Annotated in this window: 12 protein-coding genes and 1 riboswitch; of the genes, 9 read left to right on the plus strand and 3 right to left on the minus strand. The window is 71.1% G+C overall.

All coding sequences use genetic code 11. The features are described 5' to 3' along the window. Nucleotides 1-14 precede the first annotated feature (14 nt). Nucleotides 15-929, plus strand: coding sequence for a 2-hydroxyacid dehydrogenase (locus tag LZG04_RS33310; RefSeq protein ID WP_233824659.1), 915 nt, complete (start codon nucleotides 15-17; stop codon nucleotides 927-929). A gap of 72 nt (nucleotides 930-1,001) precedes the next feature. After that, a complete protein-coding gene (locus LZG04_RS42750) occupies nucleotides 1,002-1,724 on the plus strand; it encodes a DoxX family protein (RefSeq protein WP_233824661.1) in 723 nt (240 codons plus the stop codon). A 113-nt stretch (nucleotides 1,725-1,837) separates the two neighbouring features. On the opposite strand, the gene ilvD is transcribed toward LZG04_RS42750, so the two are convergent. From ilvD to LZG04_RS33330, 3 genes are all read right to left on the minus strand, one after another. Beyond that, nucleotides 1,838-3,682 (minus strand): dihydroxy-acid dehydratase, encoded by a 1,845-nt coding sequence (gene ilvD / locus LZG04_RS33320; protein WP_233824663.1) that lies wholly within the window; start codon nucleotides 3,680-3,682, stop codon nucleotides 1,838-1,840. Between the two features lie 83 nt (nucleotides 3,683-3,765). Beyond that, nucleotides 3,766-4,209 carry a vitamin K epoxide reductase family protein gene (locus tag LZG04_RS33325; protein ID WP_233824665.1) on the minus strand — a complete coding sequence of 148 codons (444 nt, stop codon included), beginning with the start codon at nucleotides 4,207-4,209 and terminating at the stop codon, nucleotides 3,766-3,768. Next, on the minus strand, nucleotides 4,206-4,655 hold the full coding sequence (locus LZG04_RS33330; RefSeq protein ID WP_233824667.1) for a PH domain-containing protein: 450 nt from the start codon (nucleotides 4,653-4,655) through the stop codon (nucleotides 4,206-4,208). The genes LZG04_RS33325 and LZG04_RS33330 overlap by 4 nt, the downstream gene beginning before the upstream one ends. 287 nt (nucleotides 4,656-4,942) lie before the next feature. Between LZG04_RS33330 and LZG04_RS33335 the strand changes: the two genes are divergently transcribed. The 7 genes from LZG04_RS33335 to LZG04_RS33365 all read left to right on the plus strand — a co-directional run bounded on the left by LZG04_RS33335 (nucleotide 4,943) and on the right by LZG04_RS33365 (nucleotide 15,405). Beyond that, a complete protein-coding gene (locus LZG04_RS33335; protein WP_267938574.1) occupies nucleotides 4,943-6,781 on the plus strand; it encodes an acetolactate synthase large subunit in 1,839 nt (612 codons plus the stop codon). A gap of 4 nt (nucleotides 6,782-6,785) precedes the next feature. After that, the gene (ilvN, locus tag LZG04_RS33340; protein ID WP_077009444.1) at nucleotides 6,786-7,292 is read left to right on the plus strand and encodes an acetolactate synthase small subunit; all 507 of its coding nucleotides are present in this window, start codon (nucleotides 6,786-6,788) and stop codon (nucleotides 7,290-7,292) included. A gap of 31 nt (nucleotides 7,293-7,323) precedes the next feature. Continuing rightward, nucleotides 7,324-8,337, plus strand: coding sequence for a ketol-acid reductoisomerase (gene ilvC, locus LZG04_RS33345; protein WP_233824669.1), 1,014 nt, complete (start codon nucleotides 7,324-7,326; stop codon nucleotides 8,335-8,337). Between the two features lie 63 nt (nucleotides 8,338-8,400). After that, nucleotides 8,401-8,670, plus strand: a complete 270-nt coding sequence (locus tag LZG04_RS33350; protein WP_233824671.1) for a DUF397 domain-containing protein — start codon at nucleotides 8,401-8,403, stop codon at nucleotides 8,668-8,670. A gap of 253 nt (nucleotides 8,671-8,923) precedes the next feature. Continuing rightward, nucleotides 8,924-10,513 carry a phosphoglycerate dehydrogenase gene (serA, locus tag LZG04_RS33355; RefSeq protein WP_233824673.1) on the plus strand — a complete coding sequence of 530 codons (1,590 nt, stop codon included), beginning with the start codon at nucleotides 8,924-8,926 and terminating at the stop codon, nucleotides 10,511-10,513. A 269-nt stretch (nucleotides 10,514-10,782) separates the two neighbouring features. Next, the gene (locus tag LZG04_RS33360; protein WP_233824676.1) at nucleotides 10,783-14,139 is read left to right on the plus strand and encodes a S8 family serine peptidase; all 3,357 of its coding nucleotides are present in this window, start codon (nucleotides 10,783-10,785) and stop codon (nucleotides 14,137-14,139) included. Nucleotides 14,140-14,367: 228 nt separating this feature from the next. Continuing rightward, a complete protein-coding gene (locus tag LZG04_RS33365; RefSeq protein ID WP_073891631.1) occupies nucleotides 14,368-15,405 on the plus strand; it encodes a 3-isopropylmalate dehydrogenase in 1,038 nt (345 codons plus the stop codon). A gap of 231 nt (nucleotides 15,406-15,636) precedes the next feature. Next, nucleotides 15,637-15,711, plus strand: a riboswitch (cobalamin riboswitch). Nucleotides 15,712-15,787 lie beyond the last annotated feature (76 nt).

The following is a 15,787-nucleotide window of genomic DNA, read 5'->3' on the forward strand; positions in this document are numbered from 1 at the left end:
TAACGTGCGAACCCGTGAGCCTCACCGTTCTCGTCCCCGACGACCTGGGTGTCCGCGTGCTGTCCGACGTGGAGGGTGTGCGTGCCGTCCGCTACGAGCCGGGGCAGCCGCTGCCCGCCGAGGCGGCCGGCGCGGAAGTCCTGGTGCCGAAGTTCCTGACCGGCACCGACCCCCGTGACGTGTTCGCGCAGTTGCCGTCGCTGCGGCTGGTGCAGTTGCTGTCGGCGGGCGCGGAGCGGTTCATCGGCGTCGTGCCCGAAGGGGTGATGCTGTCGACGTGCCGCGGCGCGCACGGCGGCAGCACGGCCGAGTGGGCGATCGGCGCGCTGCTCGCGATCTACCGGGACTTCCCGGTGTTCGAGCGGGCCAGGCAGGAACGCCGGTGGGACTACCACCTCACGGAGACCTTGCAGGACAAGAAGGTGCTCGTGGTCGGCGCGGGTGACCTGGGCGAGCAGTTCCGCCGCAGGCTGGAGCCGTTCGACGCGACCGCGACCCTGGTCGGCCGCACGGCGCGGCCCGGCGTGCACGGCGTGGACGAGCTGCCCGACCTGCTGGGCCGGTTCGACGCGGTGCTGGTCGTCGTGCCGCTGACCGAGGAGACCACCGGGATGGTGGACGCGAAGTTCCTGTCCCGGATGAAGGACGGCGCGATCCTGGTCAACGCGGCGCGCGGCGCGGTGGTCGACACCGACGCGCTGCTGGCCGAGCTGACCTCGGGGCGGCTGCGCGCGGCGCTGGACGTGACCGAGCCGGAGCCGCTGCCGTCGGACCACCCGCTGTGGGGCGCGCCGGGCCTGTTCCTCACCCCGCACGTGGCCGGCAGCTGCACGGGGCACGCCGAGCGCGCGTACGCCGTGGTGGCCGCCGAGGTCGCCCGGTTCGCCCGCGGCGAGGAGCCGAGGAACCTGGTCCGAGGCGACTACTAGCCCGTTCGGGTGAATTCGCGCGGCGGAACGGACGCTCGCGGACGTCGTCCGAACCTCCTAACGTGCGGGTGCGTGGCTACTCACGACGACCGTTCGAGCACCTCGGGCGGCTACTCCGACGACGGGTTCTACTCGACGAGTGGCGTGGGCGGAGGAGTGCACCACTTCGACGACGGCACGCGGGCGATCGGCGGCGACGCGTTCGACAAGGACACCAAGAGCTTCGACACCACCGGCTACACGCCGGTCGCCGACTTCGACGAGCCCGCCCACCACGACGACCTCGAGGACGAGCGCAGGCCGTTCGGCTGGACCGCCGGCCCCGACATCGGCCTGCTCGTGCTGCGGTTGGCGCTGGGTGGCGCGTTCGTCGTGCACGGCCTGCAGAAGGTGTTCGGCCTGTTCGGCGGGCCGGGCATCGACGGGTTCGCCCAGTACCTGCAGTCGGCCGGGTTCCGCGAGGCGCGCATCCTGGCGTGGGTCACCGGCGTGACCGAGCTGGGCGGCGGCGCGCTGCTGGTCCTCGGCCTGTTCACGCCGCTGGCGGCGGCCGGCGTGCTCGGCGTGATGGCGAACGTCATCGCGCTCAAGTACCGGGGCGGCTTCTTCGCGCCCGAGGGCGTCGAGCTGGAGGTGGCCTACGCGGCGATGGCCTTCGCCGCCCTGTTCGCGGGCCCCGGCCGTGCCGCCCTCGACTACAACCGCGGCTGGTTCCGCCACCCCCTGCTGTCCGGCTTCCTGTGCCTGCTGCTGACCACCGGCGCGACCGCGGCCACCCTCTACGTCTTCCGGTGACGACCGGGTGCCTCGCGACCTCGGGGTGAGCCGGCCGGTCTCGGCCCGCGGCGAAGCTTCTCCACCTGCGAGAACCGGCCGACGTCGAGCGCCGGCCGGTTCTCGTGCCAGGCCTACTTGGTGACGTCCCGGACCGCGCCCGTGGACGCGTCGGTCGCCATCCGGGCGTAGGCGCGCAGCGCCGCGGTCACCGGGCGGACCCGGTCGACCGGTTGCCACGGCCGCTCCGACGCCTCCATCTTCGCCCGCCGCTCGGCCAGCACCTCGTCGTCCACCAGCAGCTCCAGCCGCCGCTCGTGCACGTCGATCAGGATCCGGTCGCCGTCCTGGACCAGGCCGATCACCCCGCCGCCCGCCGCCTCCGGCGAGACGTGACCGATGGACAGGCCGGACGTGCCGCCGGAGAACCGGCCGTCGGTGATCAACGCGCACTTGCGGCCCAGGCCCGCGCCCTTGAGGAACGCGGTCGGGTGCAGCATCTCCTGCATCCCCGGCCCGCCCGCCGGGCCCTCGTAGCGGACCACGAGGACGTCACCCGGCTGGATCTCCTTCTTCAGGATCGCCGAGACGGCCTCCTCCTGGGACTCCACCACCCGCGCCGGGCCCTCGAAGTGCCACAGGTCCTCGTCGATGCCCGCCGCCTTGATCACCGCGCCGCGCTCGGCCAGGTTGCCGTGCAGCACGGCCAGCCCGCCGTCCTTGGTGTAGGCGTGCTCGACGTCGCGGATGCAGCCGCCCGCCGCGTCCGTGTCCAGCTTCGACCACCGGTTGGACGTGGAGAACGCCTGCGTCGTGCGCACCCCGCCCGGCGCGGCGTGGAACAGCTCGATCGCCCGCGGCGACGGCGAGGAGGCGCGGACGTCCCACTGGCCCAGCCACGACGCGATGTCCGGGCTGTGCACCGTGCGCACGTCCTCGTTGAGCAGCCCGGCCCGCCACAGCTCGCCCAGCAGGGCCGGGATGCCGCCCGCCCGGTGGACGTCCTCCATGTGGTAGTCCGAGTTCGGCGACACCTTCGCCAGGCACGGCACCCGCCGGCTCAGCGCGTCGATGTCGGCCAACGTGAAGTCGACCTCGCCCTCCTGCGCGGCGGCGAGGATGTGCAGCACGGTGTTGGTGGAGCCGCCCATCGCCATGTCCAGCGCCATCGCGTTCTCGAACGCCTGGCGGTTGGCGATGGAGCGCGGCAGCACCGACTCGTCGTCCTGCTCGTAGTACCGCTTGCACAGCTCGACGACGGTCCGGCCGGCCTCGGCGAACAGCTCGCGGCGCGCCGAGTGCGTGGCCAGCGTCGAGCCGTTGCCCGGCAGCGCGAGGCCCAGCGCCTCGGTGAGGCAGTTCATCGAGTTCGCGGTGAACATGCCCGAGCACGAGCCGCAGGTCGGGCACGCCGACCGCTCGACCTCGGCCAACCCGGCCTCGTCCACGTCCGGCGAGGCGGACGCGGAGATCGCCGTGATCAGGTCGGTCGGCGCGACGGCCACGCCGTCCACCACGACCGCCTTGCCCGCCTCCATCGGCCCGCCGGAGACGAACACGACCGGGATGTTGAGCCGCATCGCCGCGTTGAGCATGCCGGGCGTGATCTTGTCGCAGTTGGAGATGCACACGATCGCGTCGGCCTGGTGCGCGTTGACCATGTACTCGACCGAGTCGGCGATGATCTCCCGCGACGGCAGCGAGTACAGCATCCCGCCGTGCCCCATGGCGATGCCGTCGTCCACCGCGATCGTGTGGAACTCGCGCGGCACCCCGCCCGCCTCGCGGACCGCCTCGGCCACGATGTCCCCGAGGTCGCGCAGGTGCACGTGCCCGGGCACGAACTGCGTGTAGGAGTTGGCGATGGCCACGATCGGCTTGCCGAAATCGCTGTCGGTCATGCCGGTCGCACGCCACAGCGCGCGTGCGCCCGCGGCGTTGCGGCCGTGGGTGGTGGTGCGGGAACGGAGCGGTGGCACGGCTCCTCCAGAAGTCTTTGCCTAAAGAGGTTCGCGAACGACGCGCGCGGGGGTGAGGGCGCGGGAACGGCGGGAGCGGTGCCTCAGAGGTTACTCCGCCGCAACGCCCCGACGACCAGCACGCCGGCCAGCGCGAGCGTGATGACGTGCACAGCCGTGCACCACAGGCAGATCTTCCCGATCAGCAGGAACTCGGCGGCCACCAGGTACACCACGAACAGCACGCCGACGCCGACCGACACCAGCCGCGCCCAGTGCAGCGCCTCGCTGCGCCACGCGAACGGCAGGCAGGCCACGGTCAGGAACGCGAAGAACACCAGGCCCAGCACCGCGACCGGGATGCCGAACAGCTCCGACTGCTCGCTGGTGGTGACCGTGCCGCAGTCGATCACCTCGCCCTCGGCGCACAGCAGCACGTCCGCGGTGAAGTGGGCGACGGTGAGGTAGGTCGAGACGGCCAGGCCCGCGACGGCCAGCACCACGCTGGCGACGGGCACCCACCCCGGGGGGCGCGTGTTCGAACTCACCCCTCGGACTCTACGGGCGGCGGCGTTGCGTCCCGGTCAGGCGCGGCGGGCCCCTCCTCGGCCTCCGCGGCGGCGGGGTCTGCCGTCGGATCGGCCACCCGGCCACCGCTGACCTGCGACAACAGCGGCAGGTGCGCGGCGCGGACGGCGGGCAGCCGCACGAGCGAGTCGTCGGTCAGCACCGCCGACAACCACCCCTTCGGGACCACCTTGATCGCCTTCACCTCCGACCACGGCACGACCCGCCGGCCGAACGTGGCCCGCGCCACGATCCGCTCGCCGTCCACGGTCGTCCGGTTGCGCACCACCCACCACGCGAACGCCGCCGGGAGCAGGTAGAGGACCTGGAGACCGGGGACGCCCCAGGCCACGGGCGTGGCGCAGATGGCGGCGGACCCGGCCGCGAACAGGGCCGGGGAGGGGATGCGGAACACGACTTTCGGCACGTGTCGAGATGCTGCCACCCATCGTCCGAGCGGGTGACCCGGGCCCACGTCCGCGCACGTGAGGGCTTCCACCATCCGGGAGTGCCGTCCCGCACAGTTGACGCTCCGCCCGCTTGACGGTTAACGTCAGCGGCATGCAGCGCAACCTCGTTCTCGTACTTCCCAGGCGCGTCGACGCCTAGGCATTCGAGCTTGCGTCGACGCGCGACCCTCGTGCGACCCGTTCGGGTTGGCGAGGGTTTTTTCGTGCCCGGACCGTGCATTCTCCTTACCCACGAGGCAGACAGATGACCAGCGCAACCTCGCGACCGGCTCCCGGAGAGTCGTCGTCGCCCCGCCCTGGACCGCGGCCGAAACCGGCCCCGCCGAGCGGTGCCCCCATCCGCGTGACCGGTGCCCAGTCCCTCGTCCGCTCGCTCGAGGCAGTGGGCTGCGAGGTGGTCTTCGGCATCCCCGGCGGCACCATCCTGCCTGCTTACGACCCGCTCCTCGACTCCACCAAGGTGCGCCACATCCTGGTCCGGCACGAGCAGGGCGCGGGGCACGCCGCGACCGGGTACGCGCAGGCCACGGGCAAGGTCGGCGTCTGCATGGCCACGTCGGGGCCCGGCGCCACGAACCTCGTCACGCCGCTGGCCGACGCCAACATGGACTCCGTGCCGGTGGTCGCCATCACCGGCCAGCAGTCGCGGCCGCTGATCGGCACCGACGCGTTCCAGGAAGCCGACATCTGCGGCATCACGATGCCGATCACCAAGCACAACTTCCTCCTCACCGACGCCGCCGACATCCCGCGCGCGATCGCCGAGGCGTTCCACCTGGCCGCCACCGGCCGACCCGGCCCAGTCCTGGTGGACATCCCCAAGGACGTGCTCCAGGAGATGACCTCGTTCTCCTGGCCGCCGGAACTGCGCCTGCCCGGCTACCGGCCGACGACCCGGCCGCACGGCAAGCAGGTGCGCGAGGCCGCGAAGCTGATCGCCGCGGCCCGTCGCCCCGTCCTCTACGTCGGCGGCGGCGTGATCAAGGCCGAGGCGTCGGCCGAGCTGCTGGAGCTGGCCGAGTCCACCGGCATCCCGGTGGTCACCACGCTGATGGCGCGCGGCGCGTTCCCCGACTCGCACCCGCTGCACCTGGGCATGCCCGGCATGCACGGCACGGTCTCGGCGGTCGCCGCGATGCAGAAGTCGGACCTGCTGATCGCCCTGGGCGCGCGGTTCGACGACCGGGTCACCGGCCAGCTGTCCACGTTCGCACCGGACGCGCAGGTCGTGCACGCCGACATCGACCCGGCGGAGATCTCCAAGAACCGCCGCGCGGACGTCCCGATCGTGGGCGACTGCAAGGAGATCATCAGGGAGCTGGTCGACGCGGTCCGCGCGGAGAAGGAGAACACCTCCCGCACGGTCGACCTCACGCCCTGGTGGGAGCAGCTCAACGCGCTGCGCGAGACGTTCCCGCTGGGCTACGACTGGCCCGAGGACGGCACGCTGTCCCCGCAGTACGTCATCGAGCGGATCGGCGCGCTCACCCCGGCGGACACCGTGTTCACCGCGGGCGTCGGCCAGCACCAGATGTGGGCCGCGCAGTTCGTGAAGTACGAGCGGCCGCGCACCTGGATCAACTCCGGCGGCCTCGGCACGATGGGCTACGCGGTGCCCGCCGCGATGGGCGCGAAGGCGGGCGTGCCGGACGTCCAGGTGTGGGCGATCGACGGCGACGGCTGCTTCCAGATGACCAACCAGGAGCTGGCCACCTGCGCCATCGAGGGCATCCCGATCAAGGTCGCCGTCATCAACAACGGCAACCTGGGCATGGTCCGCCAGTGGCAGACCCTGTTCTACGGCGAGCGGTACTCCAGCACCGACCTGGGCACGCACAAGCACCGCATCCCCGACTTCAAGCTGCTCGCCGAGGCCTACGGCTGCGCCGGGCTGCGCGCCGAGTCGCGCGAGGAGGTCGACGCGGTCATCCAGAAGGCCATGGAGATCAACGACCGGCCGGTCGTCATCGACTTCGTGGTCGGCAAGGACGCGCAGGTGTGGCCCATGGTGGCCGCGGGCACGGGCAACAGCGAGATCATGGCCGCGCGTGGCATCCGCCCGCTGTTCGACGAGGACGAGTGACGAGATGACTAGGCACACCCTGAGCGTTCTGGTCGAGGACAAGCCCGGTGTCCTCGCACGTGTGGCGGGCCTGTTCTCGCGGCGCGGCTTCAACATCGAGTCGCTGGCCGTCGGCCGCACCGAGCACCCGGACATCTCCCGGATGACCATCGTGGTGTCGGTCGAGGAGCTGCCCCTGGAGCAGGTCACCAAGCAGCTCAACAAGCTCATCAACGTCATCAAGATCGTCGAGCTGGAGCCCGCCGCGTCGGTCCAGCGCCAGCTCCTGCTCGTCAAGGTGCGCGCCGACGCCACGGTGCGCAGCCAGGTGCTCGAGACGGTGCAGCTCTTCCGCGCGAAGGTCGTCGACGTCTCCCCGGAGGCGGTCACCGTCGAGGCCACCGGCACGTCTGAGAAGCTCGACGCGCTGCTGCGGATGCTGGAGCCCTACGGGCTCCGCGAGATCGTCCAGTCCGGCATGGTCGCCATCGGCCGTGGCGCCCGCTCCATCACCGCGACCGCGGTGCGCTGATTTTCCAGTTCCGAGGAAGGAAGTACCACCAGTGAGCGTCGAGATCTTCTACGACGACGATGCCGACCTGAGCATCATCCAGGGGCGCAAGGTCGCGGTCATCGGCTACGGCAGCCAGGGCCACGCCCACGCGCTGAGCCTGCGCGACTCCGGCGTCGACGTCCGGATCGGCCTGCCCGAGGGCTCCAAGTCCCGCGCCAAGGCCGAGGAGGAGGGCCTGCCCGTCGGCACCCCCGCCGAGGTCTCGGCCGAGGCCGACCTGATCATGATCCTGGCGCCGGACACCGCCCAGCGGCACATCTACGCCAACGACATCGCGCCGAACCTCAAGGACGGCGACGCGGTCTTCTTCGGCCACGGCTTCAACATCCGCTACGGCCTGATCACCGTGCCGTCCAACGTGGACGTGGCGATGGTCGCGCCGAAGGGGCCGGGCCACCTGGTGCGCCGCCAGTTCGTCGACGGCAAGGGCGTGCCCGCGCTGATCGCGGTCGAGCAGGACGCCTCCGGCAACGCGCAGGCGCTGGCCCTGTCCTACGCCAAGGGCATCGGCGGCACGCGGGCGGGCGTCATCAAGACGACGTTCAAGGAGGAGACCGAGACCGACCTGTTCGGTGAGCAGGCGGTGCTCTGCGGTGGCGCGTCCGCGCTGGTGCAGGCCGGTTTCGAGGTGCTGACCGAGGCCGGTTACGCGCCCGAGGTCGCCTACTTCGAGTGCCTGCACGAGCTCAAGCTCATCGTGGACCTCATGTACGAGGGCGGCATCGCCCGCATGCGCTACTCGATCTCCGACACCGCCGAGTACGGCGACCTGACCCGCGGCCCGCGCGTGGTCACGCCCGCGGTCAAGGAGGAGATGCGCAAGATCCTGGGCGAGATCCAGGACGGCACCTTCGCCACGGAGTGGGTCAACGAGGACGACGCCGGCCGCGGCAACTACAAGAAGTTGCAGCAGGAGGGCGAGCGGCACCCGATCGAGGAGGTCGGCAAGAAGCTGCGCGGCCTGATGTCCTGGGTCGACCGCCCCATCACCGAAACGGCGTAAGATCAGCGGCTTTTTCACCGGGGCCCGCGGTTTCGACCGCGGGCCCCGGTATACCTAGGGCCCATGACCGACAGCGCGCCGATCTACGACGACAAGGCCCACGTCCGGGGCAACCTCGACCTCAGCTCGGCCGAGTGGATCCGCAGCGACGAGGGGGCCGAGGACGAGGAGGAGCACGTCGAGATCGCGTTCGTCGAGCACACCGACGGCGTGACGTACACGGCGATGCGCAACTCCGCCCACCCGGAGGGCCCGGTCCTGGTGTTCACCCCCGCCGAGTGGGAGGCGTTCATCCTCGGCGTGAAGGACGGCGAGTTCGACGAGCCCTGGTAGCCGGCCGGCGTCCGAGCGCGCGTCCGACGCCCGCTATGACCGGTTCGTCGCACACTACGTCGAGCGGGTCCAAGTAGGACGCGCGTACCGGGTTCCAGCAGGTGAAACGGGGCACCCGGGTGATGAGCACCCAGTGGGCGCTGACTATGCTCGTTAACAACCCGGACACATTGCCGTGGCCGGCCGGCGCGGGTGACGACCTGCTCGACGGCCCCGCGCTCCCCACCCGTTCACACCACCGGGAGCGACGTCCGTGACCAAGCCCGTTGTCCTCATCGCCGAGAAGCTCGCACCGTCCGTTCTCGACGTCTTCGGTGATGGCATCGAGGTGCGCCACGTCGACGGCACCGACCGTCCCGCGCTGCTCGAAGCCGTCGCCGACGCCGACGCCCTCCTGGTCCGCTCCGCCACCAAGGTGGACGCCGAGGTCTTCAAGGCCACCACCAAGCTCAAGGTCGTCGCCCGCGCGGGCGTCGGGCTCGACAACGTCGAGGTGCCCGCCGCCACCGAGCGCGGCGTGATGGTGGTCAACGCGCCCACCTCGAACATCGTCAGCGCCGCCGAGCACGCGGTCGCGCTGCTGCTGGCCACCGCGCGCCAGATCCCGGCCGCGCACGCCACGCTGCAGAACCACGAGTGGAAGCGCAGCAAGTTCAACGGCGTCGAGGTGCAGGGCAAGACCGTCGGCGTGGTGGGCCTGGGCAAGATCGGCCAGCTGTTCGCCGCGCGCATCGCCGCCTTCGGCACCACGCTCATCGCCTACGACCCGTACGTCAGCGCCGCCCGCGCCGCGCAGCTCGGCATCGAGCTGGTGACGCTGGAGGAGCTGCTGGAGCGGGCCGACTTCATCTCGATCCACCTGCCGAAGACCCCGGAGACCAAGGGCCTGATCGGCGCCGAGCAGCTGGCCAAGGCCAAGCGCGGCGTGATCATCGTCAACGCCGCCCGCGGCGGTCTGGTGGACGAGGAGGCGCTGGCCGAGGCCGTGAAGGAGGGCCAGGTCGGCGGCGCGGGCATCGACGTGTTCTCCACCGAGCCCACCACCGAGAGCCCGCTGTTCGGCCTGCCGAACGTCGTGGTCACCCCGCACCTGGGCGCGTCCACCACCGAGGCGCAGGACCGGGCGGGCACGGACGTGGCCAAGTCGGTGCTGCTCGCCCTGGCGGGCGACTTCGTGCCGGACGCGGTGAACGTGCAGGGCGGCGGCGTGGTCGGCGAGGAGGTCCGCCCGTACCTGCCGCTGGTGCAGAAGCTGGGCACGGTGGTGGCCGCGCTGAGCGCGAAGGCCCCGACCAGCGTCACCGTCGAGGTGCGCGGCGAGCTGTCCAACGAGGACGTCGCGGTGCTGCCGCTGGCCGCGCTGCGCGGCGTGTTCTCCAGCGTGGTCGAGGAGCAGGTCACCTTCGTCAACGCCCCGGCGCTGGCCACCTCGCTGGGCGTGAGCGTCGACCTGGTCAAGGAGCCGGAGAGCGCCAACCACCGCAGCCTGGTCACGGTGCGCGCGGTGCAGGCCGACGGCGCCGTCATCACGGTGTCCGGCACGCTCACGGGCCTGGACCAGGTCGAGAAGCTGGTCGGCATCAACGGCCGCGGCTTCGACCTGCGCGCCGAGGGCAACGTGCTGCTGCTGGAGTACCCGGACCGGCCGGGCGTGATGGGCACCGTCGGCACGCTGCTGGGCGAGGCGGGCGTGAACGTCGAGGCCGCCCAGATCAGCCAGACCAAGGACGGCGCGGACGCGTTCATGCTGCTGCGCGTCGACCGCCCGGTGGACACCGCGGTGCTCGACCCGATCGGCGCGGCCGTCGGTGCGCGCACGGTGCGCTCGGTCAACTTCGACTGACCTGAGCGTCCCCGTAACGGACTAACGCCGCCGAGACCTGTTGTTGTATATCGCCGCAGGTCTCGGCGGTGTCACAGTTAACCGTTAGTCGTCAAAACTGTGGTTGCCATCACTCGTTCGGGCTAGCTGATCAGCTCGACCGAGCGATTAGGTTCCACCCACGAGGTTGACCCGGTGCCGTAGAGGGCACGGCACCACGCGGGCAGTTCCCTTCCCTCACTGGACGACGCTGCCTGCCCGGTCGAATCCGACCTCGCTTGGGGCACGTTGTGAGCCGATCTCGCGTTGTCGCCAGATCTGCCGTACCGGTGCTGGCCGCGATACTCGTCGCCGGGTCCACCACCGGTACCGCGCTGGCCGCGGAAGATCCACTGGCACCGTCCGTCGCGAACGCGCGCGGGCTGGATGCGGGCAAGTTGCAGTTGAAGGTGTCCGACCGGCTGTCGGCCGCCAAGGGCAGGGTCACCGCGTTCGTGGAGCTCGAGGCCAAGCCGGCCGTCGACACGTTCGCCGAGAAGACCAGCCAGGGCGCGACCAAGCAGCAGGCCAAGGACGCCGCGAAGGCGACCAGGAGCGACGCCGGTCGGATCACCGACCAGGTCGTCGGGGCCCTGAAGGGCAAGGACTCCGCCACCAAGGAGCTGTTCCGGACCGCCAACGGCGTGCCCGGCGTGGTCGTGCAGGCCGACGCCGCCAAGGTGCGCGAGCTGGCGCAGCGCCCGGACGTGAAGTCCGTGCGCACGGTGGTGCCGAAGACCCGCCAGAACTCCACCGCCGTGCAGCTGACGAACACGCTCAAGGCGTGGCAGCAGTACGGCAAGCTCGGTGACGACACCCGCATCGGCATCATCGACACGGGCATCGACTACACCCACAGCGACTTCGCGGGCCCCGGCACCATCGAGGCGTTCAAGGCGATCGACGAGACCAAGGTCGACGCCTCGTACTTCCCGACCGCCAAGGTCGTCGGCGGCTACGACTTCGTCGGCAACGCCTACGACGGCGAGAGCGACGACCCGGCCGTCAACACCCCGAAGCCCGACCCGAACCCGCTGGACTGCAACGGCCACGGCTCGCACGTCGCCGGCACCGCGGCGGGCTTCGGCGTCAACGCCGACGGCTCCACCTTCAAGGGCGACTACACCAAGCTCACCCCGGAAGCGCTGGACGCGATGCGCATCGGGCCCGGCACCGCCCCCAAGGCCCTGCTGTACGCGCTGAAGGTGTTCGGCTGCGACGGTTCGACCAACGTCACCGCGCAGGCGCTGGACTGGGCGCTGGACCCCGACGGCGACGGCGACTTCTCCGACCACCTCGACGTGGTCAACCTGTCGCTGGGCTCGGACTACGGCGCGCCGGACGACCCGGACAGCCTGTTCGTGCGCAAGCTCAACGCCTCCGGCGTGCTGACCGTGTTCTCCGCGGGCAACGGCGGTGACCTGTACGACATCGGCGGCTCGCCGGGCAGCACCCCCGAGGCGCTGACCGTGGCCAGCACCCGTGACGCGTACGTGCTGCGCGACGCGGTCGAGGTGACCGCGCCGGCCGGTGTGGCGGGCCGCAAGCCCGGCCAGTACAGCGTGGCGTTCGACTACGAGGGCCTGGAGCTCACCGCGCCGGTCGTGGCGATGAGCGACGCGGCCAACAAGGACGGCTGCCTGCCGTTCTCGGCCGCGGACAAGGCGGCCGTCGCGGGCAAGATGGTGTGGCTGGAGTGGGACGACAACGACGCCACGCGTCGCTGCGGCTCGGTCGGCCGGACCAACAACGCCACGGCCGCGGGCGCGGTCGGCGCGCTGTTCACCTCGAACCTGGAGCACTTCAACGCGGGCATCTCCGGCAACGCCGTGATCCCGGTGTTCCAGCTGACCGGCTCCGCCACCGCGGCGCTGCGCCCGGCGCTGGCCGCGGGCACGCTGACCGTCCGCCAGTCGGGCAACCTGCGCACCTCGCTGGCCACGTTCGACCCGTCCATCAGCGACACCCCGAGCTCGTTCACCTCGCGCGGCGTGCGCGGCCCGGTCGTGAAGCCGGACGTGGCCGCCCCCGGTGACACCATCGCCTCGGTGCTGGTCGGCTCGGGCAACAAGACGATGGTCAACTCGGGCACGTCGATGGCCGCGCCGCACATCTCCGGCATCGCGGCGCTGGTGCGCCAGGTCCACCCGGACTGGACGCCGGAAGAGGTCAAGGCCGCGGTCATGAACACCGCGGGCCACGACGTGAAGGCCGACGGCAAGACCTACGCGCCCAACCGCGTCGGCGCGGGCCGCGTCGACGGCAAGGCCGCGGTCGAGAACCAGGTCCTCGCCTACGTGCAGGACGACCCGGGCGCGGTGTCGGCGTCCTTCGGCACGGTCGAGGTGGCCGGTCCGGTCAGCCTCACCAAGACCATCAAGGTGGTCAACAAGTCCACCAAGTGGGTGGACTACACCGTGGGCTACGAGGCGCTGACCCAGATCCCGGGCGTGCGCTACGAGCTGTCCACGAACACCGTGCGGCTCAGCCCGCGCGGCATCGCCCGGGTCACCGTGACGCTGAAGATCGACGACCCGGCCGCGCTGCGCAAGACGGTCGACCCGACGGTCGAGGCGAACCACCTCGACGTGCCGCGCCAGTACCTGGCCGACGCGTCGGGCCGGGTCGTGCTCACGCCGACGTCCGGTTCTGCCGTATCCGGTTCCGGGGTGGCATTGCGCGTGCCGGTGTACTCCGCGCCGAAGCCCGTCGCCGACATCAACGTGGCGGGCAGCGTGCGGGTCAACGGCAACGGCCAGGGCGTGCTGAACCTGACCGGCCGGGGCGTCAACCAGGGCGCTTACCAGTCCCTGGTGAGCGTGCTGGAGCTGCAGGCGTCCTCGCCGCAGCTGCCGGACTGCCGCCGCAACGTGACCACCAACTGCGTGCTGAACAACACCGCCAAGGGCGGCGACCTGCGCTACGTCGGCGCGGCCTCGACCGCGCCGCTGGCCAAGGCGCAGGGCAACCCGCAGGACGCGATGCTGGCGTTCGGCCTCGCGACCTGGGGCAACTGGTACAACCTGGGCAGCAACACCATCCCGTTCATCGACATCGACACCAACGGTGACGGCGCGTTCGACTACGAGGTCTACGCGACCAAGCTGACCGACACCGACCTGCTGGTGGCCGCCACGGTGGACCTGCGCTCCGGCGCCACGGTCGACCTTCAGGGCGTCAACGGCCAGTTCGGCGACGTCGACACGAACGTGTTCGACACGAACGTGGTGGTCCTGCCGGTGCTGCTGTCGGCGCTGGGCATCGACGCCGCCGCGGACACCTCGCGGATCAGCTACCAGGTCGGTGTGGCCGGGTTCTACGTCGCCCCGGGCACGTCCAACGGCCTGATCGACTCGATCCCGAACGCCCTGTCGTTCGACCCGCTCAAGCCCGGCGTGTGGGTGCAGGGCGGCGGTGACCCGGCGCTGTCGTACCTGGCTCGCCCGGCGACCGCGCTGGTGGTCAACCACGACGCCGGGTCGGCCGCGGCCGACGGCTCGGACAGCCTGCTGGTCCTGCACCACCACAACGCCTCGGGTGACCGGGCGGACGTGGTGAGGGTGCGGGCGCAGACGCGGGTGAACCCGGCCGTGCGCTCAGTGGCCTGATCGTCGTGCACCGCTCTGGCCGGTCGGGGACTGCCCCGGCCGGCCAGAGCCGTTTACGCGCATCGGGTGACGACCGAACGGGGGCACTGAACCGTTCGGGTGTCCCGCAGTCCGGGAGATATGGCCACGGAGGGGTGTTCCGAGTGCGGTTTCACCGCTTCGGACCGGTAGCCTTTCGCAATGGAAACTAGTCCCGTGCAATGGGACTGATACCTGGGAGGTGTGTGGATGCGGCTCGCAGTGATCCCAGGAGACGGGATCGGGCCCGAGGTCGTCGCCGAGGCCCTGAAGGTGCTCGGTGAGGTCGTTCCAGCGGCTGAGATCACCCGCTACGACCTCGGCGCGGCGCGCTGGCACGCCACAGGTGAGTTGCTGCCGGAGTCCGTGCTCGGGGAGCTCCGCCAGCACGACGCGATCCTGCTCGGCGCCGTGGGCGACCCGTCGGTGCCCAGCGGAATCCTGGAGCGTGGCCTGTTGCTGCGGCTCCGGTTCGAGCTCGACCACCACGTGAACCTGCGCCCGGCCCGGCTCTACCCCGGCGTGCGCAGCCCGATCGCCGACCCGCCGGAGATCGACATGGTGGTGGTGCGCGAGGGCACGGAGGGGCTGTACGCGGGCAACGGCGGGCTCCTGCGCAAGGACACGCCGCACGAGATCGCGACCGAGGTGTCGATCAACACCTCGTTCGGCGTGGAGCGGGTGGTGCGCGACGCGTTCGCCCGTGCCGCGAACCGGCCGCGCAAGCACCTCACGCTCGTGCACAAGACCAACGTGCTCACGCACGCCGGGTCGTTGTGGTCGCGCGTGGTGGAGGAGGTGTCGTTGCAGCACCCGGACGTGACGGTGGCCTACCAGCACGTGGACGCGGCGACGATCCACCTGGTCACCGACCCGGGCCGGTACGACGTGATCGTGACCGACAACCTGTTCGGCGACATCCTGACCGACCTGGCGGCGGCCGTGACCGGCGGCATCGGGCTGGCGGCGTCGGGCAACCTCGACGTGACCAGGCGCAACCCGAGCATGTTCGAGCCGGTGCACGGCAGCGCGCCGGACATCGCGGGCCAGGGCATCGCCGACCCGACCGCGGCCGTGCTGTCGGTGGCGTTGATGCTCGACCACCTGGGCGAGTCGGAGGCGGCGCGGCGGATCGAGGCGTCGGTGGCGTTCGACCTGGCCACCCGCGACCACTCGTCGCCGGGCGCGACCTACGCCGTGGGCGACCGCCTGGCCGCCCTGGTCTCCTCCAACGTCCGCACCGCCTGACCCCGAGAGTCCTACGTTCGGCCCGCGAGAGTCCTACGTTCACGACCCCCGAGTTCAACGCTCAGGTCCATCCCGACCGGAGCTGAGCGTTGAATTCGACCTCGCTGAACGTAGGACTCTCGCGGCGTGAACGTAGGACTCTCGCGTGGGGGAAGTGATCAGGGCCACCACGGCGGTGTCGTGGTGGCCCTGAGCGCGTCACGGGCCGTAGGGTCGCCCCTGCCGCCCGTGGGGGAAGTCCGGTCGAAGTCCGGCGCTGACCCGCAACGGTAGGCCGAGCCCGGTGCTCGGCGAGCCCGATCACCCGCGGGCGGTGGGAAGAAGCTCCAACTCCTGCCGTGGTCTGCGGGACGGGCGCGCCGGCCTGCCACGAGCGGGCACG

The sequence above is a fragment of the Saccharothrix sp. S26 genome (assembly GCF_021390395.1).
Classification (GTDB): Bacteria; Actinomycetota; Actinomycetes; order Mycobacteriales; family Pseudonocardiaceae; genus Actinosynnema.

Excerpts from the sequence above, each read along its gene's own strand:
- LZG04_RS33335 (WP_267938574.1), top strand. The coding sequence starts at position 4,943 with ATGACCAGCGCAACCTCGCGACCGGCTCCCGGAGAGTCGTCGTCGCCC.
- ilvN (WP_077009444.1), top strand. The coding sequence starts at position 6,786 with ATGACTAGGCACACCCTGAGCGTTCTGGTCGAGGACAAGCCCGGTGTC.
- LZG04_RS33350 (WP_233824671.1), top strand. The coding sequence starts at position 8,401 with ATGACCGACAGCGCGCCGATCTACGACGACAAGGCCCACGTCCGGGGC.
- LZG04_RS33365 (WP_073891631.1), top strand. The coding sequence starts at position 14,368 with ATGCGGCTCGCAGTGATCCCAGGAGACGGGATCGGGCCCGAGGTCGTC.